A 23,856-nucleotide genomic window follows, 5' to 3' on the forward strand; every position below is an offset into this window, starting at 1 on the left:
TTTTATTTAATTTAGTCGTTTGTACCAAACCGCTCTTCGCTCAGCGCTGCGGCCATGAGAGCCTTCGTATAATCCTCATAGGGGTTATCGAAAACCTGTTCTGTATCGCCTTGCTCGACGATCTTTCCGTTCTTCATAACAATCACATAGTCGGACACGGCACGTACCACCGCCATGTCGTGACTGATGAAGAGATAGGAAAGCCCGTGTTCCTTCTGCAGATCACGCAAGAGCGTAACAATCTGCTTCTGCACGGAACGATCCAGCGCACTGGTCGGCTCATCAAGCACGATCACCTTTGGTTTCAGGATCATTGTGCGTGCGATGGCGATACGCTGGCGCTGGCCACCTGAGAACTCGTGCGGGTAGCGATTACGCATTGCCGGGTCCATGCCGACTTCGCGGAGCGCTTCCTGCGCGCGACGATCCCGTTCCTTTGCCGAAAGGTTCGGTTCATGGATAAGCAGACCTTCGGTGATGATCCGGCCGACGGTCATACGCGGGCTAAGCGATCCGAACGGATCCTGAAACACCAGCTGAAGCTCACGGCGCTTGGGCCGCATGGCCTGCGATTCCGTCGGTAACTCTTTGCCCAGATAAGCAATCCGACCTTCTGACGGAAGAAGGCGCAGGATCGCGCGGCCAAGTGTCGATTTACCTGACCCAGATTCACCGACAATCCCGATGGTCTGGCCTTCCTTCAAGGTCAGAGAAACATCATTTACCGCCGTCATGTAGGTAGCGGCACCAAGCCAGGGCTTATTGATAAGGAAGTTCACCTTCACATTATCAGCACGGATAAGGACCGGCGCTTCTGCAGGCGGAGACAGCTTTTCACCTTCCGGCTCTGCATCAAGCAGCATCTTCGTATAGGGATGCTCTGGCTCGGTAAAAAGCTTTTCCGTCTCGTTGGTTTCCACCACTTCACCCGAACGCATCACATAGACGCGGTCGGCAAAGCGGCGAACGATACCAAGATCATGGGTAATGAACACAACCGCCATCCCCAGCCGCTGCTGAAGATCAGCCAGCAGGTCGAGAATTTGCGCCTGAATGGTGACATCCAGAGCCGTTGTCGGCTCATCGGCAATGAGAATATCCGGCTCATTAGCCAGCGCCATGGCGATCATCACGCGCTGGCGCTGACCACCTGAAAGCTCGTAAGGGTAGCTATCGATGCGGCGTTCCGGTTCAGGAATGCCGACCAGCTTCAGCAGTTCCAGAATACGTGGCCGTGCCTGCTTCTTGCTCAATCCGCGGTGATAGCGCAGGGGTTCTGCCAGCTGATCGCCAATCCGATAAAGTGGATCAAGCGATGTCATCGGCTCCTGAAAGATCATGGTGATCTTAGCACCACGGATTTTGTTCAGCGCCTTATCGGACATGCCGATAAGATCCTGACCGCGATAAAGCGCCTGTCCTGTCGCTTTACCGTTTTGCGCCAGCAATCCCATCATCGCCATGGTGGTCTGGCTTTTGCCAGAACCGGACTCACCTACGATTGCGATTGTTTCACCAGCTTTGACATCGAGATTGATGCCGCGCACAGCATCAATGGGACCGTCATGCGTGTCGAAAGTGACGCGAAGATCGCGAACGCTCAGAATATTTTCTTTTGTCATCTCAGCGATCCTTCGGGTCAAGACTGTCGCGCAGACCGTCGCCAAGGAAGTTCAGCGCAAACAGGATGATGGTGAGGGTTGCGGCAGGCCAGATCAATTGCCAGCTTGCGCCGCGCATGTTCTGAGCGCCTTCCGAGATGAGGAGGCCGAGCGAGGTGAGGGGATCCTGCACGCCCAGACCAAGGAACGAAAGAAGGCTTTCAAGCAGAATGGCTTTTGGCACCAGAAGCGTCACAAAGACAATAACCGGCCCCAAAGCATTCGGGATAATATGGCGGGTGATGACGCCGCGACGGGTTGCGCCGAGCGCTTCTGCCGCCTGCACAAATTCCTGCCGCTTGAGGCTCAATGTTTGTCCACGCACGATGCGCGCCATATCCAGCCATTCGGTTGCACCAATGGCAATGAAGATGATGAAGATCGACCTCCCGAAGAAGACGAGCATCAATATGACGAAAAAGATGAAGGGCAGGGAATAAAGAATATCAACAAGCCGCATCATGATGTTGTCGGCACGGCCACCGAGATAACCCGAAATAGCACCATAGCCAACGCCAAGTACCAGAGCCATGGCTGAAGCCAGCAAGCCGATTGCCAGCGACATGCGCACACCGATGAAGATGCGGGTCATGAGATCGCGGCCAAGATTATCTGTACCGAGCACAAAATAGTTGCGCGCGACATTCAATGTCAGCTTGCCACTCAAACCATCGGCAGCAAGTTCGATCTTAGGATTACTGAACAGGTCCGAGCGCTGGAAGTAGCGAAGAACGCGCTCATCGGTCGGGCGTTGCGCAGTGAAGTCAATGACCACATTGCTTCCGGTCAGTTCTGGCTCAGCTGATGCTGTGAGGCGAGCACGAGCCAATTCACGTTCCAGTCCCGGCATGATCGTGTCAGCGCGCGGATAGGCTTCCAGACTTGGAGCCACGCGAACAAACTGCGGATAGATCTTGTCATAGGGATGCGGGCTAAGCATCGGCCCGAAGATACCGACAAGTGCAAGCACGATCAGCACGATAGCACTTGTTACAGCTGCCTTGTTCTTGCGCAGGCGCAGCCATGCGTCCTGCCAGAGTGAACGGCTTTGTACTGAACCAAGCTTTTCCGTTTCAACGGCTGCAGTAAAATCAGTCATAGCGAACCCTCGGATCAAGCCATGCATAAAGAAGGTCGACGATGAGATTGAACACCACGACAAAAACGGAAATGACGACAACGGTTCCCATCACCATCGTATAATCGCGGCTCAGCGCGCCTTGCACGAAGTAACGGCCAATGCCGGGGATACCGAAGATGGTTTCAACGACAACCGAGCCAGTAAGGAGAGCAGCAGCTGTCGGCCCCAGATAGGAAACCGCCGGCAACATGGCAGCACGCAGAGCATGAACGCCAACGACCACGCGCGCGGGCAGGCCGTAAGCGCGAGCCGTCCGAACATGATTGGCGCGCAAGGCTTCAATGGTTGCGCCGCGCACGAGGCGCGCAATAACGCCAACCTGCGGCAGCGCCAAAGTCAGCACCGGCAATATCCAGTAAAGGATATTGGCCGAAGACCAGCCACCAGCCGGCACCCATCCGAGTATGACGCCGAAAAGAAGGCTCAAAAGAGGAGCAACAACAAAATTCGGTGTGGTAATGCCAAAAGTGGCGAGTGCTACAACGAAATAATCAATCGGAGAATTCTGTTTCAGTGCCGCGATTGTACCGAGAAATGTTCCGATAATCGCAGCCAGACTAAGGGCCAGCGCACCAAGCATAATCGAAACCGGAAGGCCGGAAGCGAACAAGTCATTGACGGTGAAGTCGCGGCGCGTGAAGCTTGGGCCAAGATCACCGCGCAACAGATTGCCCAGATAAATCAGATACTGCTGCCAAAGCGGCGCATCCATATTGTAGGCTTTCTTGAGGTTTTCGAGGATCAGCGGATCAATCGGGCGCTCAAGGTCGAAAGGACCACCCGGCGCAAGCCGGATAAGGAAGAAAGTCAGTGTGACGATGATAAAGATAGTTGGTATTGCACTACCCAATCGTCGGAGCGTGTAGCCCAGCATTTTTATTTCCCTTCTTTGCCGGAACGCTCAAAAAAGCGACCCGGCAAATCCCACTAAGGGCGTTCCTGTTTTTGTTTAGCCTTTTATCGACAGCCAGTGTGTGGCGTGCGAATTCATCAGGTTGTCGTCGTAGCCTTTGACCTTGTCAGCAACCAATGCGGTAGATGAATAGTAGAGCAGAGGAATAGCAGCCCCGTCTTGAAGCAAAATCTTCTCTGCATTGGTGAGGATTTTCGCCCGTTCACCCAAATCTGCTGTGATGGCTGATTTCATCATCAGCGCGTCATAGTCCTTGTTCGACCATTGCGCGTAGTTGAAGTAGCTGTCGCTCGTGAAGAGTGACAGAAACGAGTTCGGATCATTGTAATCCCCAACCCAGCCATCGCGTGCGATATCAAACATGCCTTTTTGCTCAAGATAATTGAAATAGGTCGTGCCATCGACTTCGTCGAGCGTGGCATTGATACCAATATCCTTGAGCATGTCGGCAATCGCCGCCATCGTGTTCTTGTGATTTTCCGATGTGCTATATCTCAGCACTATCGACAGACTACCAGGTGTGAAACCGGCATCTGCCAACAGCTTTTTTGCCTTGTCTTCGCGATCAAGAATGTCTTCTTTGGCGTAGCTTAGCTGCGGTCCGTCTTTAACGTAATTATTGATGCCGGGAGGCACCATCGAGCTGGCAGGGAGCATTGTACCGCGCCAGACTTCCTGTGCCAGAAAATCACGATCAATCGTCATTCCAATGGCTTGTCTGACACGAGGGTTGCGCAACTTGCTGGAAGGCTCACCTTTGATATCGATGTAATAAATGCCCAGCAGCGGCGCCTGATGAAACCATTTACCGAGGTTCTGTTTCACATAGTCCATCTGTTCAGCGGCAACATCAGAGCAGATATCAACTTCTTTCGCCTCAAACCGGCGCATACAGCTGGAGCGGTCCTGAAACGGTATCCAGTTTACCTGATCAATCTGAACATGCTCCGCATCCCAATAGTAGGGATTTTTCTTCATAACGATCTTGTCGTTCGGATTGAAACTGACAAGCTCATAAGCGCCATTGCTGACCATATGGCCTGGCTGGCTAAACTTTGACCCGAATTCCTTTACGGCTTTCGGATTGACCGGAAATCCGGTGTTATGGGTCAATAATTCAATGAAATATGGAGTAGGGGCGTTGAGCGTGATCTGGAGCGTTTTGTCGTCCAGTGCCTTCACGCCAAGCTGATCAACGGACATATGGCCAGTCGCGATCTGCTCGGAGTTTTTGATTGAATAAAAGACACTGGCGTAGCCCGCAGCCGTCTTAGGGTCCATCAGGCGGCGAAATGAAAACTCGAAATCGCCTGCCGTTACTGGATCGCCATTCGACCATTTTGCATTGTCGCGCATGTGAAAAGTATAGGTGAGGCCATCGGGCGAAATTTCCCATGATGTCGCCGCACCGGGAACTGCTCTGCCGTGGCTATCCTGCGCCACCAGTCCCTCATAAAGATCTTTTAAAACGCGGTCTTCCTGAACTGTAGTGGTGAGCTGCTGATCCAGCGTTGAAGGATCCATATCATTGCCACGGTTAAGCACAATTGCAGCAGACGCGGCGCTGCCAAGCGAAATCAGGCAAACGCCTGCCAATAAAATTTCGCGAACCATCGTGAAACTCCCATAAGTCTTAAAAAATATCTGTCCCATGAAAAGAGGGACCCTCCGACCCTCCCAGGTCGAAAGAAAAAGGGGCCGCGCCCAAAGGCGCAGCCCGAACTGAAAATTTATTGTTTGAACGAGAGCCAGCGGGTTTTGTGGCTGTCCATAAGGTTGTCGTTCCAGCCATCGATCTTGTCAGACACAAGAGCGCGCGAGGAATAATAAAGGATAGGAATATTGCTCATGTCATCGAGCTTGAGCTGCTCGGCTTCAGCCAGAACCTTGGCGCGGGCATCCAGATCAAGGATCTTCGCTGCTTCAGCCATCTTCGCATCATATTCCGGGTTTTTAACCTTGGAATAATTGAAGCTGACATCACTCTGGGCAATGTAGAGGAAGTTCTGCGGATCGTTGTAATCGCCGATCCAGCCAGCGCGTGCGATATCGAACGGGCCGTCTTCACGCAGGAAGTTGAAGTAGGTAGCGCCTTCGGTTTCGTTGAGCGTTGCCTTCACACCGATATTTCCAAGCTGATCGGCAATTGCTGCCATCGTGTTCTTGTTGTTTTCAGATGTGTTGTAGAGCAGCTCAATCGAAAGCGTGTTTGGCTCAACGCCTGCTTCCTTCAACAGCTCTTTGGCCTTGTCTTCACGATCCAACATGTCGTCGGAATAGTCGAGCTTAGGCGCATCCTTGACGTAGTGGTTGATACCTGGAGGAACCAGCGAATAACCTGGGAGCATGGTGCCCTGCCAGACCTGATCGGCAATGAAATCACGGTCGATCGCCATGGAAAGAGCCTGACGAACGCGCGGATCTTTCAGCTTGCTGTCAGCAGTCTTGCCTTTGACCGGCAGATAATAAACCCCGAGATAAGGTGCCATACGGAATTCGTTGGCGAGGTTCTTCTTCACATAATCCATCTGTTCGGCTGGAACGTCCGAGCAGACCTGAACTTCCTTGGCCTCGAAACGGCGCATGCAGCTGGCGCGGTCTTCGAATGGAATCCAGTTGATGGTATCGATCTTGACCTGATCGGCTTCATAGTAGTTCGGGTTCTTCTTCATGACGATTTTGTCGTTCGGCGTGAAGCTGACCAGTTCGTAAGCGCCGTTCGTCACCATTTTCCCAGGTGTCGTGAACTTGTCGCCATTTTCTTCAACGCTCTTCTTATGCAGCGGGAAGCCGGTCTGGTGCGTCAGAAGTTCAAGGAAATAAGGAGCAGGGGAGTTGAGCGTCACCTTCAGCGTGTGATCGTCTACAGCTTCAACACCCAGCTCATCGACAGGCTTTTTACCACCAGCAACGTCTTCCGCGTTCTTGATGACAAACAACATGCTCGCATAGCCGGCAGCTGTCTTAGGGTCCATCAGACGGTGAAAAGCGAAGCTGAAATCACCAGCAGTTACCGGATCGCCATTCGACCATTTCGCGTTATCGCGCAGATGGAAAGTGTAGACCAAACCGTCTTCCGAAATATCCCATGACTTCGCCACACCCGGTACGGCTTCACCATTCGCGTTCTGGATGGTCAAGCCATCATACAAATCGCGAAGTACGTTGCCTTCAGACACGGTGGACGTGCGATGATGATCGAGCGTTGCCGGATCAGTGTCATTGCCGCGATTAAGAACGACCTCAGCCGATGCCGCTCCCATCAGTGTCAGAAGACACACGCTTGTCAGTAGAGTTTTGCGAAACACGATGAACCCCTCCTAGGTAATTTTTGAAATGGCGTGCATCTTATGGATAAGATTGGTTCTTGCAAGAGAAGTTCTCAAGATACTGAATTAGTTACCAGATTGACTACGCTGCAGCTAATTTAGAAGGCAAAAAACTGGTACGCAATGGCGATTTTAAAGCGCTTTTGAATGCAATCTCAGAGGATGAAAAATCAAGAAAACTCCATATTTTGCGGCACTTTTATAAGCTGCTGCCAGCATTTTTATGCAGGCTACGACATCCGATTCGCTTAAATTTTCACCAGAGTTTTCGAGTTGTGGAAAACACGCAAAGGAAAGCGCCATTTGAACTTGGTTTGAGTGACCATCACCGCATCATATTGGGGCGGGCAGAAATGTTTCATCTCAACAAGTTGCTGGCTTTTCATTCTTTTGTTTGTTCCATAACATACGTTATGCAATCCACATTTGCGCTCTGGTACATTCTATTTTAAACTGCAACATGCCAATGAATTCATGTGGTTAGCCATGGAGGAAATTGGATGTCGAATTGCTACTCACAGATCACTTTGGCGGAACGTCGCCGGTTATTTGAGCTGAAACAGCTTAAACTCCCTCTCGGCGATATTGCGCGGCTGATGGGCCGTCATCGCTCGACGATCTATCGCGAGATCAAGCGCAACAGCTTTCGGGATGCCGAGATTCCAGACTATAATGGCTATCATAGTGTTGTTGCCGACAACATCAGCAAAGACCGCAGAATGCGGTTGCGCAAGCTCAGACGTTACCCAGAGCTGCGCAAGTTCGTCATTGAACAATTGGAAGCACACTGGTCACCAGAGCAGATCTGCGGCCGACTGATTAGCCATGATCTGAGCGCGATACGTCTATGCGCAGAAACGATCTATCGCTTCATTTACTCAAAGGAAGAATATGGGTTAAAGCTGTATGAGCATCTGGCCGAGATGCGCACAAAGCGCTGCCCACGCGGCACCAGAAGATCGCGCAGCTCCCGCATTCCAGAAGCGTTTCGCATTCATCAACGTCCTGATTTTATTGGCAATCGTCTGCAATTCGGCAATTGGGAGGGTGATTTGATCATCTTTGATCGTGACCTCGGAGAAGCCAATGTCATGACACTTGTTGAACGCAAAAGTCGTTACTGCGTCATCATTAAAAACAGCAGTCGGCACTCAAAGCCTATCATGAACAAAATCATTCAGGCCTTTGCAGCGCTGCCTTATCATGCACGCCGCAGTTTTACCTTTGATCGTGGTTCCGAGTTTATGGGTTATAGGGCTTTGGAGGATGGAATGGGGGCAAGAAGCTGGTTTTGTGATCCAAATTCACCCTGGCAAAAAGGCACTATTGAGAACATCAACAAGCGCATCCGACGGTATTTACCCAGCAATACGGATCTGGCGCAGGTCAGCCAGGCTCAGTTAACCGCCCTCGCCCATAAGCTCAATGCGACCCCGCGCAAGTGTCTTGGATTTAAGACACCCGCAGAGGTGTTTGCTAAACTTTTGCAGGAAGCAGCTTAATCAGATACCCTCACCGCCGGCATGATGCAGTTGGGGTAGCTTTTCCATCTCTTCAGAGCCAACCACGATCCCAGGCAGGCTCTCCGTGCAGATGATCGACCAGATAATCCACCAATGCGCGCACTTTGATCGCCAGATGCCTGGCTGGAGGATAAACAGCGTAGATGCCCAGCGGCTTATCTTCGTAATCACGGAGCAATTGCTGCACACGGCCATCACGAATGGATGGCCCAGCGATGAATGTGGGCACATGCGCAATGCCCAGACCAGCTGCAGCAGCCTCCAGACAAGCTTCGCCGTTGGAAAACTGCAGACGTCCTGAGATGGCAGCTGACTGGATCTCACCATTCTGCGCAGGCTTGAATCGCCATATGAAAGGATCCCGGAAATTCGTGTCGATAATACAGCTATGATCAGACAGGTCGCGCGGATGCGTGGGTAAGCCCTGCTCGCTAACATAGGAAGGCGCTGCAACCAACACCACACGCGCGTCGCAGAGCCGTCTCGCAATCAAACTGCTATCAAGCGGTTTGCCGATGCGAACACCGATATCGAAGCCCTCGTCCACCAGATTGACGATGCGATCTGAGAAACTAACGTCAATTTGTATATCTGGAAATGTTTTCGCAAACTCCAAGAGGATTGGGGTCAGCTGCAATGTCCCGAAAGACATGGGCGCCGTCAGCCTTATACGCCCGCTCGGCGCGCCGGATGCGTTGCGTACAGATGCATCCAATGCATCAAAATCCTGCACCAAACCTTTGATACGCTCATAATATGCGTAGCCGACCTCTGTCGGCGAAAGCGCTCGTGTTGTGCGCTTTATAAGCTGAACACCTAGACCAGCTTCAAGCTTGGAAATGAGTTTCGACGCCTGCCCGCTGCTCGTGCCAAGCCTTTGAGCAGCAGCTGAAAAACTGCCCGTATCAAGGACCGCGACAAACATCCGCTCACTATCAAGGCGATCCATTGATTGTTTCCGTACTGGCTATTTTAACACTGCTTTTGTGCAAAATAGCCAAAATATGGAAATAATCAAAGCTGCTCGTCAGATTTGCACGCTTGCAATCCCCGGTAAATCTGGACCAACCGGAACAATGCCTGTGGGGTTTAACGCCTTGATCGAATAATATCCCCGCTTGATATGGTCAATATTGACCGTTTCACGCACGCCCGGAATATTCAGAACGCGCAACAGCCAGCCACTCAGCGCCGGATAATCCTTCAACTGACGGAGATTGCATTTGAACAAGCCGTAATAGGCAGCATCAAAGCGTATGAGCGTCACAAACAGCCGAATATCCGTTTCCGTCAGGCTCTCGCCAAACAGGAATGGACCTTTTCCATCGAGCTTTTCCTCAAGCACAGCAAGCGCCTTAAATACGTCGCGGAAAGCTTCCTCATAGGCGATCTGCGTTGTGGCGAATCCCGTGCGATAAACGCCGTTGTTGAGCCGAGGATAAATATACTCGTTCAACTCGTCGATTTCTGAGCGCAATGCTTCCGGATAAAAATCGAAATCTGCGCTGGCAAGATCGCCAAAACCTGAGTTGAGCATCCGAAGAATGTCAGCGGACTCATTGTTGACGATGGTCTGTTTTTGCCTGTCCCACAGCACAGGCACTGTAGCGCGGCCCGTATAATGTGGATCTGCTTTGGTGTAGATCTCGTGCATATAAGTGGCGCCATTGAGACCATCACGATCAGCACCCGGATAGTCGCCAAATCGCCAGCCCTGATTGGTCAGAGCAGGTTCGACCACCGAGATCGAAATTGCATCTTCCAGCCCTTTGAGCTTACGGCCGATTAAGGTGCGCGACGCCCATGGGCAGATATAAGCGACATAAAGATGGTAGCGACCTGCTTCTGCTTTGAAGCCCGCCTCACCCGTTGGACCTGCGCTACCGTCGGGAGTTATCCAGTTTCGAAAGCCGGAAATCTGGCGCACGAAACCGCCCTTTTCATCTTTCGCTTGAACTGGCTGCCAGTCTTCTGTCCACTTACCATCTACAAGCATGGCGCTTAATCCTTGAAAATTGTCGTTAGAATTGCGGAGAGTTCCCTCCCCGCATATCCAGCAAATGGCGATGTCTGCTATTTAGGCAGATGCACCCGGCTTCACAGCATAGGCGCCATTGCCACCCAATGCCACGACGATAAGCCCTACGATCCAGAATGCCGGAAACTCCCAACCACCATTGGCGTTGGTGAAAAAGAAGCCAGCTGCACCGTGAACGGTGAAAATCGCACCGAGCAGGATTGGAATAAGAGCAACAGCTGCAATGCGCGGAAAGATGCCGATAATCAGCGCGATAGCGCCGACGACTTCCCAGAGAATCGTTACGTAGGCAAACCAGCCAGGCAGACCAAGCGATCCGAAAAATGCTGCCGTTCCTGCAGGTGTGAAGACGAAAATTTTCAAGCCAGCATGGGCGAGAAAGAGAATGCCGAGTGCCAGACGCAGAATAAAAATAGCATAAGGCGCAGTACGATTGTCGATCACGATAGACCTCATTTCCGATGATGAATGTTTGAGGCAGACCATGCCGAAAAGCGCCGATAATGATTAGATAGCCAACGCGAAATGAACTTCTTCCAAAATGGAAGAAATCAAAAAATCGCTTATTTTCTCGCATTTAGCCATCTTGCAGCTGACGTCAGATCGCATTAACAACAGCCTCATTCTTGCGGAGAATTTTTATGGCAGTTGGACGCCAATCTATGCCGCCGCTCAACGCGCTTGTCGTCTTCGACAGCGCTGCACGGCTTGGCAGCTTTTCGCGCGCGGGTCTGGAGCTCGGCCTCACCCAAAGCGCCGTCAGTCGTCAGATTGGCAAACTTGAAGCGTTCATCGGCTCCAAGCTGTTCAACCGCCTCCCCGTTGGCGTTCAGCTCACCACAATGGGTGAAAGCTATGCCTCAGATGTCAGCCGCCTGCTCGGCGATTTGACGGCAGTCACCGACGGCCTACGTGCCTGGACAGGCCCACGACAGATAACCATTGCCTGTTCGCGCGGCATTGCCGACCAGTGGTTCTTGTCGCGTGTTGGAATGCTGAAAGCGGAACTTCCCGGCATCGAAATCCGGCTGCGCGTGACCGACGATGTGGCGCATTTGCGCCTCGATGAATTTGATCTGGCGCTGTTCTATCGCAAGGAACGTCCGATTGGTGTGAATCTAACCGTACTGGGGCGCGAAGAAGTTGTGCCGGTTTCTGCCCCCGGCGTGGCAAACATCATGGAGCAGGAAGCGCCGGTTCTGCTCTCAATCGAAGACACCATGCGCGAATGGCAAGGTTGGCCTGAATGGTGGCAGGATGCGCGGCTTTCCCCTCCTCCCGGCGCACTGGAATGGCGCTTGGGCGATTATGGCCTCTGCGTTGCAGCGGCCACGCAAGGAATCGGCATCACGCTTGGCTGGACTTGGCTCATCAAAGAGCAGCTTGCAGCAGGCACGCTCGTACCCGTCCACGATCATATGATGCGATCAGACGCTTACTTCTATCTGATGCGGCCAGCCGACCGCCATCAGCGCAAAATCGTGCGTGAAGTGTCCGACTGGCTGATTGCAAGCAATGGAACGGACGCAATCACGTAAAGATGATGAGATTTATTCGGCAGGTATAACAGCTGCACGACGACGAGCCATCATACGGAACCGTACGTAACCAACGACAGTAAATACCAGCCAGGCCACCTGCGTGATGATGGAACCCAGATTGAAGTTCCACGAGAGCGAATAAATCAGCGCTACACCGCCAAGAATATTGAGCACGGTGATGATGGCATCGTCCACCGTGTAAATACGTAGCTGAATCAGGGCATAAGCAGAAAGATAGAAAACTGCACCCAACAAGCCAACAATATCCGGCAAACTCATTTTGATCTCCACGATCAGCAAAATTTCAATCGCAGAGGCAACTTTTTTGTGGAAGAAGCGCCACCGCAGGTCTCTGTGGAATGCTCCTTTATCCCTGTTCCCACAAAAGCCAAGAGGTACATTTGGCATGGGGGTATGCATAAAAGTCATATCATAAAAACCGCTTATAACCCTTGAAAGTTTCGAGCTGTGTGGGCTAGTCCAACCCGCAAAATCGATTTAGCTATGCATAAAATACAAGCTAAGACTTCAACAGGGGTAACGCATGACTGAGTACCGAAACGATTTTAACCTCTCCCGCCGCAGCTTCATGACAGGCGCCGCAGGTCTTGGCCTTCTCGCCGCTACTGCCATGAGCGGTCTGATCACCTCGGCAGCAGCCGCTGCAGCCGATGGCGCGCCAAAGAAGGGCGGCGTTCTCAAGCTCGGCATTGGCGGCGGCTCCACCACTGACAATTTCGACCCACGTCTTCTCAAGGATTGGGTTCCGGTTAATCAGGCTTACATGCTGATGAACGGCCTCGTCGAAATCGACGCCGACAACAAAGCCGTGCCTGAGCTGTTTGAAAGCTGGGAACCATCAGCCGACGCCAAGGAATGGACCTTCAAGGTTCGTCAGGGCGTAACCTTCCACAATGGCAAGACGCTTGACGCCGACGACGTCGTTTATTCGATCAATCTGCACCGCGGCGAAACCACATCCGGTGCGCGTTCGCTCGCATCTGAATTCACTGATGTCGTCAAGGTTGACGCTGGCACAGTCAAGATCACGCTGAATAGCGGCAATGCTGATCTGCCATACATCTTGTCCGATTATCACTTCCTCGTCGTTCCGAAAGACTGGACCGATTTCAACAAGCCGGTTGGCACCGGACCTTTCGTTTTCGAGCGTTTCCAGCCGGGCGTGCGTTCGCGTTTCACGCGCAATGAAAGCTACTGGAAGCCAAATTCCGCATGGGTCGATGCGGTTGAAGTGATCGTCATCAATGACGTGTCTGCCCGTACCAACGCCATGATGTCCGGTCAGGTTCACGCTATCAACCAGCTCGACTTCAAGACGGTTGATCTGTTGAAGCGCAATCCGAACCTCAACATCGTTCAGTCGTCTGGTGGCCAGCATTTCTCTTTCCTGATGGATTGCACGCAGGCGCCCTTTACCGACAACAACGTCCGCCTCGCCGTCAAGCACGCCATTGACCGCGAACAGCTGCTCAAGACCGCTTTGCGCGGCTATGGGCGTCTGGGCAATGACAACCCGATCCCAAGCACCGATCCGTTCTTCGATGCAGCACTGCCACAGCGCGCTTACGACCCGGAAAAGGCCAAGTTCTATCTGAAGCAGGCAGGCATGGATTCGCTGAAAATTCAGCTGTCCGCCTCGGATGCCGCCTTCACGGGCGCTGTCGATGCAGCAGCGATCTTCCGCACCGCCGCCGCCAAGTCAGGCATTGAGATCGATATCAAGCGTGAGCCAGCAGACGGATATTGGGACAATGTCTGGATGAAAGCGCCCTTCTGCATGTCTTATCGTGGTGGTCGCCCGACTGCCGATCAGGCTCTGTCGATCGCTTATGCATCCAACGCTTCACAAAACGATACGCATTGGAAGAGCGCTGATTTCGACACCAAGCTGCTCGAAGCCCGCGCAATGCTCGATCAGGCCAAGCGCAAGGAAATCTACGCTGAACTGCAGGCCATGATCAGTAATGATGGCGGCGCGCTTATCCCAATGTTTGGCGACTATCTCGACGCCACCTCCAAGAAGCTCAAGGGCGTGACCACGCATCCGATGTTCAATCTGATGGGCGCTCGCCTTGCCGAAAAAGTCTGGCTGGAAGCATAAATGTTCGTTCTAATTCTCAAGCGTGTGGGGCTCGGGCTCCTCACGCTGTTCCTCGTGTCGGCGTTGATTTTCGCCGGCACGCAGATTTTGCCGGGTGACGTGGCGTCAGCCATTCTCGGCCAGAATGCCACGCCGGAAGCTCTTGCGACGCTGCGCGAAAGCCTTGGTCTCAATCAACCGGTCCTCGCACGCTATTTCGCGTGGCTTGCTGGTTTTGTGACTGGTGATCTTGGTACTTCGCTTGCCAACCAGCAGCCGGTAGCCGATCTTTTGTGGCCACGTTTCTGGAACACGATGGCGCTTGCAGCCTTTGCAGCGGTCATCAGCGTTCCTATCGCTATTCTCCTTGGCCTTATCACAGCGGTAAAGCGCGGCGGCATTTTTGATCGTGTTATCAATATCGTAGCGCTGGCTTTTGTCTCTCTGCCTGAATATTTCCTTGGCCTGCTGCTGATCCTGTTCCTGTCGATCCGCTTTAATCTGCTGCCGAGCCTTGCCGACACCTATGAGGGCATGACGTTCCTCGAATGGGTGCAGGCCACTGCCCTGCCCGCGCTGACGCTGGTGCTCGTCACGGTTGCGCAGATGATGCGCATGACCCGTACCGCCGTTTTGTCGGTTATGGATCAGGCCTATGTCGAAACGGCATATCTCAAAGGTCTTCGCACCAAGCGCGTCGTGACCAAGCACGCTTTGCCAAATGCGGCGGCGCCTATCGTCAATGTGGTGGCGTTCAATATCGCTTACCTCATCACCGGCGTGGTGCTTGTTGAAGCCGTGTTCAACTATAACGGCCTTGGCCGCTTCATGGTTGATGCCGTTTCCAAGCGTGACCTTCCGCTTGTGCAGGCTGCGGCCCTCGTCTTCGGTGCGGCCTATGTCATTCTCAATATCATCGCCGATGTCGCTGCCATCGCGCTCAATCCGCGCCTGAGGCACCCACGATGAAGACAATGAAGAAATCTATTCCTTTGACGGCGTGGGTTGGTCTCGCCATCGTCACGCTGTGCCTTTTGATGTTCCTGTTTGGCCCGTTGATCGCGCCTTATGGTCAGGAAGAAATCGTCGGCGCGCCATTTGATCCGCCATCGGCACAGTTCTGGTTCGGTCTTGATCAGAATGGCCGCGACATGCTCTCGCGCCTGCTCTTTGGTGCGCAGATGTCGATTGGCGTCTCGCTTGCCGCATCGCTCCTGTCGTTCAGCGTTGGCGTGCCGCTCGGCTTCCTCGCTGCCATTTTCGGCGGCTGGGTCGATACGGTTCTGTCGCGCATTGTCGATACCGTCATGTGCATTCCTGTGCTCATTTCGGCACTCGTCATTCTTCAGGCGCTCGGCTCGTCACTGCCGGTTCTGATCATCACCATCGCATTGCTCGATTCCACCCGCGTGTTCCGTTTGGCGCGTATCGTGGCGCAGGGCGTCAATGTACTGGAATATGCCGAAACCGCCCGTCTTCGCGGCGAAGGGCTTGGCTGGCTGATCTGGCGTGAAATCCTGCCAAACACGCTGCCGCCGCTGATTGCGGAATTCGGCCTGCGTTTCTGCTTCACCTTCCTTTTCGTGGCCGGCCTGTCGTTCCTCGGACTTGGCATCCAGCCGCCATTTGCGGATTGGGGCGGCATGGTGAAGGACAACCAGCAGGCTATTCTCTATGGCCTCTACGCACCGCTGTTCCCGGCGGCTGCAATCGCCATCCTCACTGTTGGCGTCAACCTCGTTGTTGACTGGCTTTTGGCCGGACGCACGACCACGCAGGGAGCTGATCGATGAGCAAGGATATCGTTCTTTCCATCTCCGACCTCGTCGTCAAAGCACCCAATGGCGCAACGCTTGTCGATCATGTCGATGTGACGCTGAAGCGTGGCGAAGTGCTTGGTCTTATCGGTGAGTCCGGTGCAGGCAAGTCCACCATTGGACTTGCAGCCATGGGCTATGGTCGTGGCGGTTGCAAAATCGCTGAAGGCACTATTGTCGTTGACGATATTTCGCTGATGGACGGCACCCGCGAGACCCGTGAAAAGGCGCGCGGCGCACGCATCGCCTATGTGGCGCAAAGTGCGGCGGCATCGTTTAATCCGGCACATCGTATTGGCGATCAGATCATGGAAGGCCCGCTTTATCACGGCCTCATGACCAAAGCCGAGGCCAAGGCATGGATGCTGGAACTGCTGCACACATTGCAGCTTCCAGACGCTGACACCTTTGGCGATCGCTATCCGCATCAGGTTTCCGGTGGTCAGTTGCAACGTGCCATGGTTGCCATGGCCATGTCCTGCCGCCCGGATATTCTGGTGCTGGACGAGCCGACAACCGCGCTTGACGTGACCACGCAGATCGAAGTGCTCGCACTCTTGCGCAGCCTGATCCAGCGTTACAACACCGCCGCACTTTACATCACGCATGACCTTGCAGTAGTAGCGCAGATCGCCGACCGCATCATGGTTCTGCGTCATGGCAAATGGTTGAGCTTGGTTCTGCCGAGCAAATTCTCGAAGCGCCAAAGCAGGAATATACCCAGCGTCTGGTGTCCGAACGTGAAGCCAGCATTTCGGGCGAACAGGCCGAGCACAAGACCGGCGAAATCCTGCTCGAAGTGAAAAATGCGACGGCTTATTACGGCAAAAAGCTCGTTCTGACCGATGTGGGTTGTTACATCCGTCGTGGCGAAACCCTTGCGGTCGTGGGTGAATCTGGTTCCGGCAAATCAACGCTTGCGCGCGTTATTGCAGGCCTTCCGCCGCATTCAAGCGGCATTATCACCCTCGCCGGACAGCGGTTGGAAGCAAACTACAAAAAGCGTTCGCGTGAAGAACTGCGCCGCATTCAGCTTGTTTACCAGCTTCCTGACGTGGCACTAAACCCACGCCAAACCGTTGGTGAAATCATCGGTCGCCCGATGAAGTTCTATTTCGGCATGAATGAAGATCAGCGCGAGATCGAGGTCAAGCGCCTGCTTGAACTCATCGGCTTGCCTGTCGACTTTGCAGACCGCCTGCCGGGTGCCCTTTCGGGCGGACAGAAGCAGCGTGTGTGTATCGCCCGCGCGCTGGCGGCAAAGCCTGATCTTATCATCTGCGATGAAGTCACTTCAGCGCTCGACCCTCTGGTCGCTGAAGAAATTCTCAGGCTCCTGCGTAAATTGCAGGATGAATTGCAAGTGTCATATCTCTTCATCACCCACGACCTTGGCGTCGTACGTCGGCTCGCCGATCGCACCATGGTGATGCAGAAGGGCAAGGTGGTCGAAACCGGCACCACGAAGGCAATCTTCGAACCGCCTTATGAGCCCTATACGGAGCAGCTCATCACATCCGTTCCGGAGCTGCGCCGCGACTGGCTGGACGACATCCTCAAGGCTCGCGCCGCCGTCTAATACCAGTCGATCTGTCGATGCGGCGCTAATGCCGCATCGAAACTTTTAATAAGTAAGTGGAACCGATCATGACCGTAAACGTCACCGAGCATCTGTGGATCACTCTCAAGGATGGCACCCGTCTTGGTGCGCGCCTGTGGCTGCCTGAAGGCGCCGAGGCAAATCCCGTTCCTGCCGTGCTCGAATATATTCCATACCGCAAGCGCGACGGCACGCGCGGTCGCGATGAGCCAATGCATGGCTATTTCGCACAGAACGGCTATGCCGCGATCCGCGTTGATATGCGCGGCACGGGCGAATCCGACGGTCACATGGCCGACGAATACATCCAGCAGGAACAGGATGATGCGCTTGAAGTCATCGCCTGGATTGCAGCGCAGCCATGGTGCAGCGGCAATGTCGGCATGATGGGCAAGAGTTGGGGTGGCTTCAACGGCCTTCAGGTCGCCGCCTGCCGTCCGCCTGCATTGAAGGCAATCATCACCGCCTATTCGACCGACGACCGTTTCCGCGACGACATCCACTACATGGGCGGCCTGCTGCTCAATGATAATCTGTGGTGGGGCACGATCATGCTCGCCTATCAGTCGCGTCCGCTCGATCCGGCGATTGTGGGTGCTGGCTGGCGCGATGCATGGATTGAACGTCTGGAGCGTCTGCCGTTCTTCCCTGCCCTATGGCTCGAACATCAGCATTACGACGAATATTGGAAGCATGGCTCGATCTGCGAAGACTGGTCTGCGATCCAGTGCCCGGTTCTCGCCATTGGTGCATGGGCCGACAGCTACACCAATGCTGTTCCGCGCCTGCTCGAAAACCTTCAAGTCCCTGCCCGCGGTATCATCGGCCCATGGGGTCATGTCTATCCACAAGACGGCCTTCCGGGTCCGGCAATCGGCTTCCTGCAGGAAGCAGTGCGCTGGTGGGACCAGTGGCTCAAGGGCAAAGAGACCGGCATCATGGACGAGCCGAAGCTGCGCGCCTATATCTGCGACACCATCGAGCCAACCGGCTCGCGCGATTTCACCAATGGTCGCTGGGTCGGTGAAAAGAACTGGCCATCGACCGAAATCGCACACACGCCTTTCGCGCTTAGTGCTGACTTCACGCTGGGCAAGGCCGATGCAGCCAAGGGCGTACTCTCGATCTCTTCGCCAAACAGCCACGGTAAGGCCGGTGGCGAATGGATGGCGACCGGTTGCCCCGGCGAACACCCAACCGATCAGCGTCTTGACGATGGCGGTTCGCTCAACTTCGACACCGCTGTTCTCGCCGAAGACCTCGAAATTCTCGGCGCGCCGGTTGCACGCCTGACATTCACCGTCGATCAGCCGGTTGCACAGGTTTCGCTGCGTCTGAGCGACATTCTGCCGGATGGCCGTATCACCCGCGTCAGCTATCAGGTCTTCAACCTCAACCACGTCAACGGCCATGACAAGCCGGAAATGCTGGTTCCGGGCAAGACCTATGAAATCGCAATCAAGCTCAATGACAGCGGTTACAGCTTCAAGAAGGGTCATCGCATCCGTCTTTCGGTCGCGACCGGCTACTGGCCGATGGTCTGGCCATCGCCAAAGCGCGTGACACTGACGCTCGACACCGCTTCGTCGGCTCTCGATCTGCCCGTGCGCCCAGCCTCTGCCGATGACGCGAAGGTCGCGTTCCAGAAGCCAGCGCATGGCCCTGCAACGCCAATGACCCAGCTTGATCCGGGCAGCGTGCGCCGCTGGACCGAGCAGGATCACGTCACCGGCGAAACGCTCTATGTGACGGAAGGCATTGGCGGTCTTTTCGGCGAAGGCATTTTGCGCTTTGACGATCTCGGCACACAGCTAAGCCACAGCCTTAAGCGTGAACTGCGCATCAATGACAATGATCCGCTGTCCGCCTCTTATGTGCTGACACAGGCCTATCAGATGGGCCGCGAAGGCTGGATGATTGACATCGAAAGCACCATCAAGATGCATTCTGATGCTGAAAACTTCTACATTTCCGGTGTTCTGACGGCAAAGGAAAATGGCGAAGCGGTCAAGACGCGCGAGTGGAACCAGACCATTCCACGCGATCATCTCTAATCTATACGACCCAATAAAAAATACCCCCGCGTCTAACGCGGGGGTATTTTTATGTCTAAATTTCAGTCGTTAAGCAAAACAGCGGAATATAAATCCCGCCGTTTTCTCCTTATGCAATCAGTGCGAAACTTGATTGCGGACCTTGGCAACGTCAGCAGCAGATACTGCACCAGCCTTGTTGCCCCAAGCCGAGCGAACAAAGGTTGCGAGCTGTGCAACTTCATCATCCGTCAGACGATCAGCATAGCCCTGCATCACCAAGCGCATAGGACGCTTCTCGGTCGAAGGCACTTCGGCACCGTGCAGAATGATCGAGACCAACGGCTTCACTTCCGAACCCGTGACCAGATCATTAGCTGCCAGTTCCGGGAAGATGCCAGGAGCACCCTTACCCGTCACAAAGTGACATGCAGCGCAGTTATCGAGGTAAAGACGTGCGCCGACTGGCATGTTCGGAGATGCTTCAGTCAGCATCTTTGCAGTCTCTTCACCTGCGGCATCTGCCGGAGCGGCTGGAAGTGCCGTCGGAGCTTTGACCGCAAAGCTCTCAGGAACTTCGACAGCTGCGCCATCGATCCCCTTGAGGAAGGCAGCAATCGCCAGAGTATCGGCATCCGTCAGGTGCTGAAACGACTGCTCGACTGCCAGACCCATTTCGCCGTTTGCGGTCGAATGTGAATTACGACCGGTTGCCAGATAGGAAGCCATTTCCTCAATGGACCACTTCTGAGGTGCCGACTGTGGGCCACGCAACGAAGGTGCATTCCAGCCATCGACGACACCGCCCGTAAGGAAGGCCTTGTCGCCAACCTGAACACCGTCCTGCGCCATCAAAGCATTGCGCGGGCTGTGACAGGCAGCACAGTGGGCTGCACCTTCAACCAGATACTGGCCACGTTCCTGAACTTCGTTCTTACCGGCGGGCGTGAAGCCAGCCTTATGGTTCAGAGCGAGCCAGTTCCATGCGCGGATACCGAAGCGCATGTTGAACGGGAAGCCAAGTTCGGTCTGCTGCACTTCGTTCTTTACCGGCTCAACTTCATGCATGAAGTAGTCGTAAAGCGCACGGACATCTTCCTCGTTCAGCTTACGATAGTTTTCGTAAGGCATGGCGGGATAAAGATGCACGCCATCGGCACGAATGCCATCATAGAGCGCTGCGCGGAACTGATCGAGTGTCCAGTTGCCGATGCCGGTTTCCTTGTCCGGAGTGATGTTTGTCGTCCAGATCGTGCCCATCGGGCTCGCAATCGCACGGCCACCGGCAAACGACTTGCCGCCTTCTGCCGTATGACAAGCCATACAGTCGGAAGCATACATCACATATTCGCCCTGCCCCTTTGTAGGCTTCCAATCAGCAGCAAGCTCTTGTGTTGGCTTGGTCAGCTGTACCGGAACAAACAGGAATGCGAGAAACGCGATAATTCCAAGAACGACCAGAACGCCGATAATGCGAAGAAAAGTTTTCATCACTATTCTCCTCAAACCAACGGACGTGGATTGGAAAGATACTGCGTACGGATCGCGTGAGCGGTCCAATAAGCCAGACCACCGAGCAGACCAGTCGGGTTATACTGCGTGTTCTGCACGAAGTTACCCGCACCCAGCATGAAGACGTTGTGCTTGTCCCACGCTTGCGAGAAGCGGTTGACCACACCTTCACGCGGATTGGCCGACATGGTGTGACCGCCCGTCGTATGCGTCGTCTGATAAGGACGAACGTCAAACTGTGCGCCTTCCTTTTTGAAGGATGACTGCATCAGGTCCGGGTTCATCGTCTTGGCCAATTCTTCCGCCTTGCCCTTCATGAACTGGGTCATCCGGATATCGTTCGGATTCCAGTTGAAGGTCATGCGCATCAGCGGACGGCCATGCGGGTCTTTATAGGTTGGATCAAGATCCAGATGGTTGGTCTTGTAGGCCATAACGGAACCGTGGGTTCCGATGTTCATCGAATGACCATACCACTCAGCAATTGCGCTCTTCCAACCTGCACCCCAACCAGGCGTGCCCGAAGGAAGCGTCATGCTGCGGATCGGTTGACCGTTGGTCTGTCCCGAACGCCAATAAGCACCACCGATGAAGCCTTCACGACCAAAGTCGATCTGGTTTACACCAAAGTCATCAATGCACATGCCGTTAGCGCCTGTCCCAATGAACGGGTTGAACTCTTCATTCTTGAAGAAGAGTGTCACGCCGCCTGTCAGCTGGTAAGCGTAGTTACGGCCAGTCACACCCTCGCCCGTTGCCGGATCGTAAGGCTTGCCGATGCCCGAAAGCAGTGCCAAATGCACGTTGTTGAGCTGGAACGAAGCCATGATGACGATGTCGGCTGGCTGGAAGACTTCTTCCTGCGTCTTGTCGTCAAAATAGGTAACGCCGGTTGCAGTCTTGCCGTCCGGTGCCATTTCGATACGCAGAACTTCAGATTCCGTACGGTATGAGAAGTTCGGCATACGCTTGAGCGCATCCAGAATGGTCGTCTGAGGCGATGACTTCGAATACTGGTAGCAGCCGAAACGCTCACAGAAGCCGCAATGGTTGCACGGCCCCATCTGCATGCCATATTCGTTCACATAGGCAGTCGATGCGATGCCGCCCGGCGACGGGAACGGGTGATAACCCATGGCCTTTGCTGCATCGGCGAACTTGCGACCATCCCAGGTCGTGTGCATTGGAGGCATCGGATATTCGTTCGAGCGCCATCCTTCAAAAGGATTGCCGCCCTCAACGAGCTGACCCTTCAGATTACCTGCCTTGCCGGAGATACCAGCAACACGTTCGAAACGGTCGAAGAACGGTTCCATTTCGTCATAGGTCACAGGGTAGTCGCCAAGAAGCATGTCTTCCGGGATGATCTGCTCACCCCAGTTTTCTAGAACATGCGAACGAAGACGCAGTTCTTCTGCCTGTGGGCGCCAGTTCAGGCCGTTCCAGTGCGTGCCGGCACCGCCGACACCGTTGCCCGGAAGGAACGAACCGAAGCTGCGGTAAGGCAGAGCGGTTTCACCTTCATTGCGGCGAACTGTAACTGTCTGCTGGCTTGCGCGCTGCATCATCTTGAGGCGCACGCCGTATTTCAGCTCATCGATCATGTTCGGATATTTGAAATCCGGAACGGTGTTCTGGTCGTGACCGCGCTCAAGAGCGACGATTTCAAGACCTTCCTGCGCCAATTCCATAGCTAGAATCGCGCCTGTCCAGCCGAGGCCAACAATGACCACGTCTTTTTTCTTTTCCTGACGTGCCATTTTTAAGCCCTCTCGCCCTTGATCGAAACAGGGCCTAGTGGGTAGCGAACATTGTAACGCTCAACCCATTCCTTGTAGCTGCCGCGAGCACCGGGGAAACCGATATAGCTCCACGACTGCATACCGTGATTGCCGCCATACATCGGGTCGGCAAAATACCCTTCCTTGGTGTTCTGCAAAAGAATACCGAAGAACTCGCGCAGTTCTGGCTGCAAACCAACTTCACCCTTCTGAAGGGAAGTCAGCGCTGCGTCCTGTTGCTCGGCAGTCAGTGCCGAGAAGGCAGCGCCATATTTCTGCTCGCACCAGCCGTTGAATGCCGGGATAGCCTGACGATAGATCTGCGCGGGATTGAGTGGGGTCTGCCAACCGCGTGTCGGGTCTGCAGATGCGTCATGAGGGCCGACCATATACCAGTCGTCTGCACGGCCGTAGTCGCCAGCGAGCTGAAGGTCGATGAATACAGGAACACGGGTTTCGATAGCGCCTGGGCCATCACCGTCAGAGGGGATCAACCTTGCCGTAGCGGCGAGGATGAAAGTCCATTCAAGATCATTAAAATATTGGCGTTCGTATTGATCGAGTGCAACAGGGGGCGTCGACTGTTGCGCCTGAGCTGACACAGCCAGTCCTGAAAGCATCACGCTTGCTGCGGAGGCTTTCAAAAAGCTGCGCCGGCTCGGATAGCCGGGGAGGTCGGTCATTTGTCGTTTCCTGCCGATTAGGTGGGTAAGACTGTTAAATTTGTTTCGGGGGATTCCATATATATTATGGCATTATGAAACAAAGTGCCTCGTTATACAAACATTTGCCACAATTCAAATTTCGAGAATCCGGTTTGTTTATAGGGGTCGAGACCGACACCGCTATGAATGGCAGCTTCGCAC

Annotated in this window: 18 protein-coding genes and 1 pseudogene; 7 read left to right on the plus strand and 12 right to left on the minus strand. The window is 54.0% G+C overall.

Annotated elements, in window-relative coordinates:
- Positions 1-11 precede the first annotated feature (11 nt).
- From ABWV94_RS16645 to ABWV94_RS16665, 5 genes are all read right to left on the minus strand, one after another.
- A complete protein-coding gene (locus ABWV94_RS16645; RefSeq protein ID WP_353414482.1) occupies positions 12-1,622 on the minus strand; it encodes an ABC transporter ATP-binding protein in 1,611 nt (536 codons plus the stop codon).
- 1 nt (position 1,623) lies between these two features.
- Entirely contained in the window at positions 1,624-2,760 is a 1,137-nt protein-coding gene (locus ABWV94_RS16650; RefSeq protein ID WP_079213841.1) for an ABC transporter permease, read from the minus strand.
- Positions 2,753-3,676: an ABC transporter permease gene (locus tag ABWV94_RS16655; protein WP_007879123.1), complete on the minus strand. Its 924-nt coding sequence runs from the start codon at positions 3,674-3,676 to the stop codon at positions 2,753-2,755. Before ABWV94_RS16655 ends, ABWV94_RS16650 begins: the two co-directional genes overlap by 8 nt.
- A gap of 75 nt (positions 3,677-3,751) precedes the next feature.
- Entirely contained in the window at positions 3,752-5,329 is a 1,578-nt protein-coding gene (locus ABWV94_RS16660; RefSeq protein ID WP_353414485.1) for a peptide ABC transporter substrate-binding protein, read from the minus strand.
- A gap of 116 nt (positions 5,330-5,445) precedes the next feature.
- Complete coding sequence (locus ABWV94_RS16665; protein WP_064321705.1) at positions 5,446-7,023, minus strand: peptide ABC transporter substrate-binding protein; 1,578 nt, start codon at positions 7,021-7,023, stop codon at positions 5,446-5,448.
- A 521-nt stretch (positions 7,024-7,544) separates the two neighbouring features.
- Between ABWV94_RS16665 and ABWV94_RS16670 the strand changes: the two genes are divergently transcribed.
- Positions 7,545-8,546, plus strand: a complete 1,002-nt coding sequence (locus ABWV94_RS16670) for an IS30 family transposase (RefSeq protein ID WP_353414487.1) — start codon at positions 7,545-7,547, stop codon at positions 8,544-8,546.
- 52 nt (positions 8,547-8,598) lie between these two features.
- On the opposite strand, the gene ABWV94_RS16675 is transcribed toward ABWV94_RS16670, so the two are convergent.
- The 3 genes from ABWV94_RS16675 to ABWV94_RS16685 all read right to left on the minus strand — a co-directional run bounded on the left by ABWV94_RS16675 (position 8,599) and on the right by ABWV94_RS16685 (position 11,049).
- Complete coding sequence (locus ABWV94_RS16675) at positions 8,599-9,516, minus strand: LysR family transcriptional regulator (RefSeq protein WP_007879108.1); 918 nt, start codon at positions 9,514-9,516, stop codon at positions 8,599-8,601.
- A 78-nt stretch (positions 9,517-9,594) separates the two neighbouring features.
- Positions 9,595-10,563, minus strand: coding sequence for a glutathione S-transferase family protein (locus ABWV94_RS16680; RefSeq protein WP_353414489.1), 969 nt, complete (start codon positions 10,561-10,563; stop codon positions 9,595-9,597).
- 81 nt (positions 10,564-10,644) lie between these two features.
- Positions 10,645-11,049, minus strand: coding sequence for a DoxX family protein (locus ABWV94_RS16685; protein WP_007879092.1), 405 nt, complete (start codon positions 11,047-11,049; stop codon positions 10,645-10,647).
- Between the two features lie 197 nt (positions 11,050-11,246).
- Between ABWV94_RS16685 and ABWV94_RS16690 the strand changes: the two genes are divergently transcribed.
- Positions 11,247-12,143, plus strand: a complete 897-nt coding sequence (locus tag ABWV94_RS16690; RefSeq protein ID WP_064321701.1) for a LysR substrate-binding domain-containing protein — start codon at positions 11,247-11,249, stop codon at positions 12,141-12,143.
- Positions 12,144-12,155: 12 nt separating this feature from the next.
- Here ABWV94_RS16690 and ABWV94_RS16695 read toward each other — a convergent pair whose 3' ends face one another.
- Positions 12,156-12,425, minus strand: coding sequence for a CBU_0592 family membrane protein (locus tag ABWV94_RS16695; RefSeq protein ID WP_039860778.1), 270 nt, complete (start codon positions 12,423-12,425; stop codon positions 12,156-12,158).
- Between the two features lie 265 nt (positions 12,426-12,690).
- Here ABWV94_RS16695 and ABWV94_RS16700 point away from each other — a divergent pair, with 265 nt between their 5' ends.
- The 5 genes and pseudogenes from ABWV94_RS16700 (at position 12,691) to ABWV94_RS16720 (ending at position 19,718) form a co-directional block, all read left to right on the plus strand.
- A complete protein-coding gene (locus ABWV94_RS16700) occupies positions 12,691-14,268 on the plus strand; it encodes an ABC transporter substrate-binding protein (RefSeq protein ID WP_353414491.1) in 1,578 nt (525 codons plus the stop codon).
- Positions 14,269-15,216, plus strand: coding sequence for an ABC transporter permease (locus ABWV94_RS16705; RefSeq protein ID WP_007879087.1), 948 nt, complete (start codon positions 14,269-14,271; stop codon positions 15,214-15,216).
- Positions 15,217-15,221: 5 nt separating this feature from the next.
- Positions 15,222-16,040: an ABC transporter permease gene (locus ABWV94_RS16710; protein ID WP_374891833.1), complete on the plus strand. Its 819-nt coding sequence runs from the start codon at positions 15,222-15,224 to the stop codon at positions 16,038-16,040.
- Positions 16,037-17,643, plus strand: a pseudogene (locus tag ABWV94_RS16715) (ABC transporter ATP-binding protein). The gene ABWV94_RS16710 and the pseudogene ABWV94_RS16715 overlap by 4 nt, the downstream one beginning before the upstream one ends.
- Before the next feature lie 68 nt (positions 17,644-17,711).
- Entirely contained in the window at positions 17,712-19,718 is a 2,007-nt protein-coding gene (locus tag ABWV94_RS16720; protein WP_353414494.1) for a CocE/NonD family hydrolase, read from the plus strand.
- Positions 19,719-19,835: 117 nt separating this feature from the next.
- On the opposite strand, the gene ABWV94_RS16725 is transcribed toward ABWV94_RS16720, so the two are convergent.
- Genes ABWV94_RS16725 through ABWV94_RS16735 form a run of 3 tightly spaced genes read right to left on the minus strand, consistent with a single transcriptional unit; the run spans position 19,836 to position 23,673 of the window.
- Positions 19,836-21,188 carry a c-type cytochrome gene (locus tag ABWV94_RS16725; RefSeq protein ID WP_353414496.1) on the minus strand — a complete coding sequence of 451 codons (1,353 nt, stop codon included), beginning with the start codon at positions 21,186-21,188 and terminating at the stop codon, positions 19,836-19,838.
- An 11-nt stretch (positions 21,189-21,199) separates the two neighbouring features.
- On the minus strand, positions 21,200-22,969 hold the full coding sequence (locus ABWV94_RS16730) for a GMC family oxidoreductase (protein WP_064321695.1): 1,770 nt from the start codon (positions 22,967-22,969) through the stop codon (positions 21,200-21,202).
- A gap of 2 nt (positions 22,970-22,971) precedes the next feature.
- A complete protein-coding gene (locus tag ABWV94_RS16735) occupies positions 22,972-23,673 on the minus strand; it encodes a gluconate 2-dehydrogenase subunit 3 family protein (RefSeq protein WP_113486308.1) in 702 nt (233 codons plus the stop codon).
- Between the last annotated feature and the right edge of the window lie 183 nt (positions 23,674-23,856).

This window comes from Brucella sp. NBRC 12953, assembly GCF_040369775.1.
Lineage (GTDB): Bacteria > Pseudomonadota > Alphaproteobacteria > Rhizobiales > Rhizobiaceae > Brucella > Brucella pseudogrignonensis.

What these genes read in the sequence shown, in the direction of transcription:
- ABWV94_RS16645 (WP_353414482.1), bottom strand. Translation starts at nt 1,622, where the DNA reads ATGACAAAAGAAAATATTCTGAGCGTTCGCGATCTTCGCGTCACTTTC.
- ABWV94_RS16650 (WP_079213841.1), bottom strand. Translation starts at nt 2,760, where the DNA reads ATGACTGATTTTACTGCAGCCGTTGAAACGGAAAAGCTTGGTTCAGTA.
- ABWV94_RS16655 (WP_007879123.1), bottom strand. Translation starts at nt 3,676, where the DNA reads ATGCTGGGCTACACGCTCCGACGATTGGGTAGTGCAATACCAACTATC.
- ABWV94_RS16660 (WP_353414485.1), bottom strand. Translation starts at nt 5,329, where the DNA reads ATGGTTCGCGAAATTTTATTGGCAGGCGTTTGCCTGATTTCGCTTGGC.
- ABWV94_RS16670 (WP_353414487.1), top strand. Translation starts at nt 7,545, where the DNA reads ATGTCGAATTGCTACTCACAGATCACTTTGGCGGAACGTCGCCGGTTA.
- ABWV94_RS16675 (WP_007879108.1), bottom strand. Translation starts at nt 9,516, where the DNA reads ATGGATCGCCTTGATAGTGAGCGGATGTTTGTCGCGGTCCTTGATACG.
- ABWV94_RS16680 (WP_353414489.1), bottom strand. Translation starts at nt 10,563, where the DNA reads ATGCTTGTAGATGGTAAGTGGACAGAAGACTGGCAGCCAGTTCAAGCG.
- ABWV94_RS16690 (WP_064321701.1), top strand. Translation starts at nt 11,247, where the DNA reads ATGGCAGTTGGACGCCAATCTATGCCGCCGCTCAACGCGCTTGTCGTC.
- ABWV94_RS16695 (WP_039860778.1), bottom strand. Translation starts at nt 12,425, where the DNA reads ATGAGTTTGCCGGATATTGTTGGCTTGTTGGGTGCAGTTTTCTATCTT.
- ABWV94_RS16700 (WP_353414491.1), top strand. Translation starts at nt 12,691, where the DNA reads ATGACTGAGTACCGAAACGATTTTAACCTCTCCCGCCGCAGCTTCATG.
- ABWV94_RS16705 (WP_007879087.1), top strand. Translation starts at nt 14,269, where the DNA reads ATGTTCGTTCTAATTCTCAAGCGTGTGGGGCTCGGGCTCCTCACGCTG.
- ABWV94_RS16710 (WP_374891833.1), top strand. Translation starts at nt 15,222, where the DNA reads ATGAAGAAATCTATTCCTTTGACGGCGTGGGTTGGTCTCGCCATCGTC.
- ABWV94_RS16720 (WP_353414494.1), top strand. Translation starts at nt 17,712, where the DNA reads ATGACCGTAAACGTCACCGAGCATCTGTGGATCACTCTCAAGGATGGC.
- ABWV94_RS16725 (WP_353414496.1), bottom strand. Translation starts at nt 21,188, where the DNA reads ATGAAAACTTTTCTTCGCATTATCGGCGTTCTGGTCGTTCTTGGAATT.
- ABWV94_RS16730 (WP_064321695.1), bottom strand. Translation starts at nt 22,969, where the DNA reads ATGGCACGTCAGGAAAAGAAAAAAGACGTGGTCATTGTTGGCCTCGGC.
- ABWV94_RS16735 (WP_113486308.1), bottom strand. Translation starts at nt 23,673, where the DNA reads ATGACCGACCTCCCCGGCTATCCGAGCCGGCGCAGCTTTTTGAAAGCC.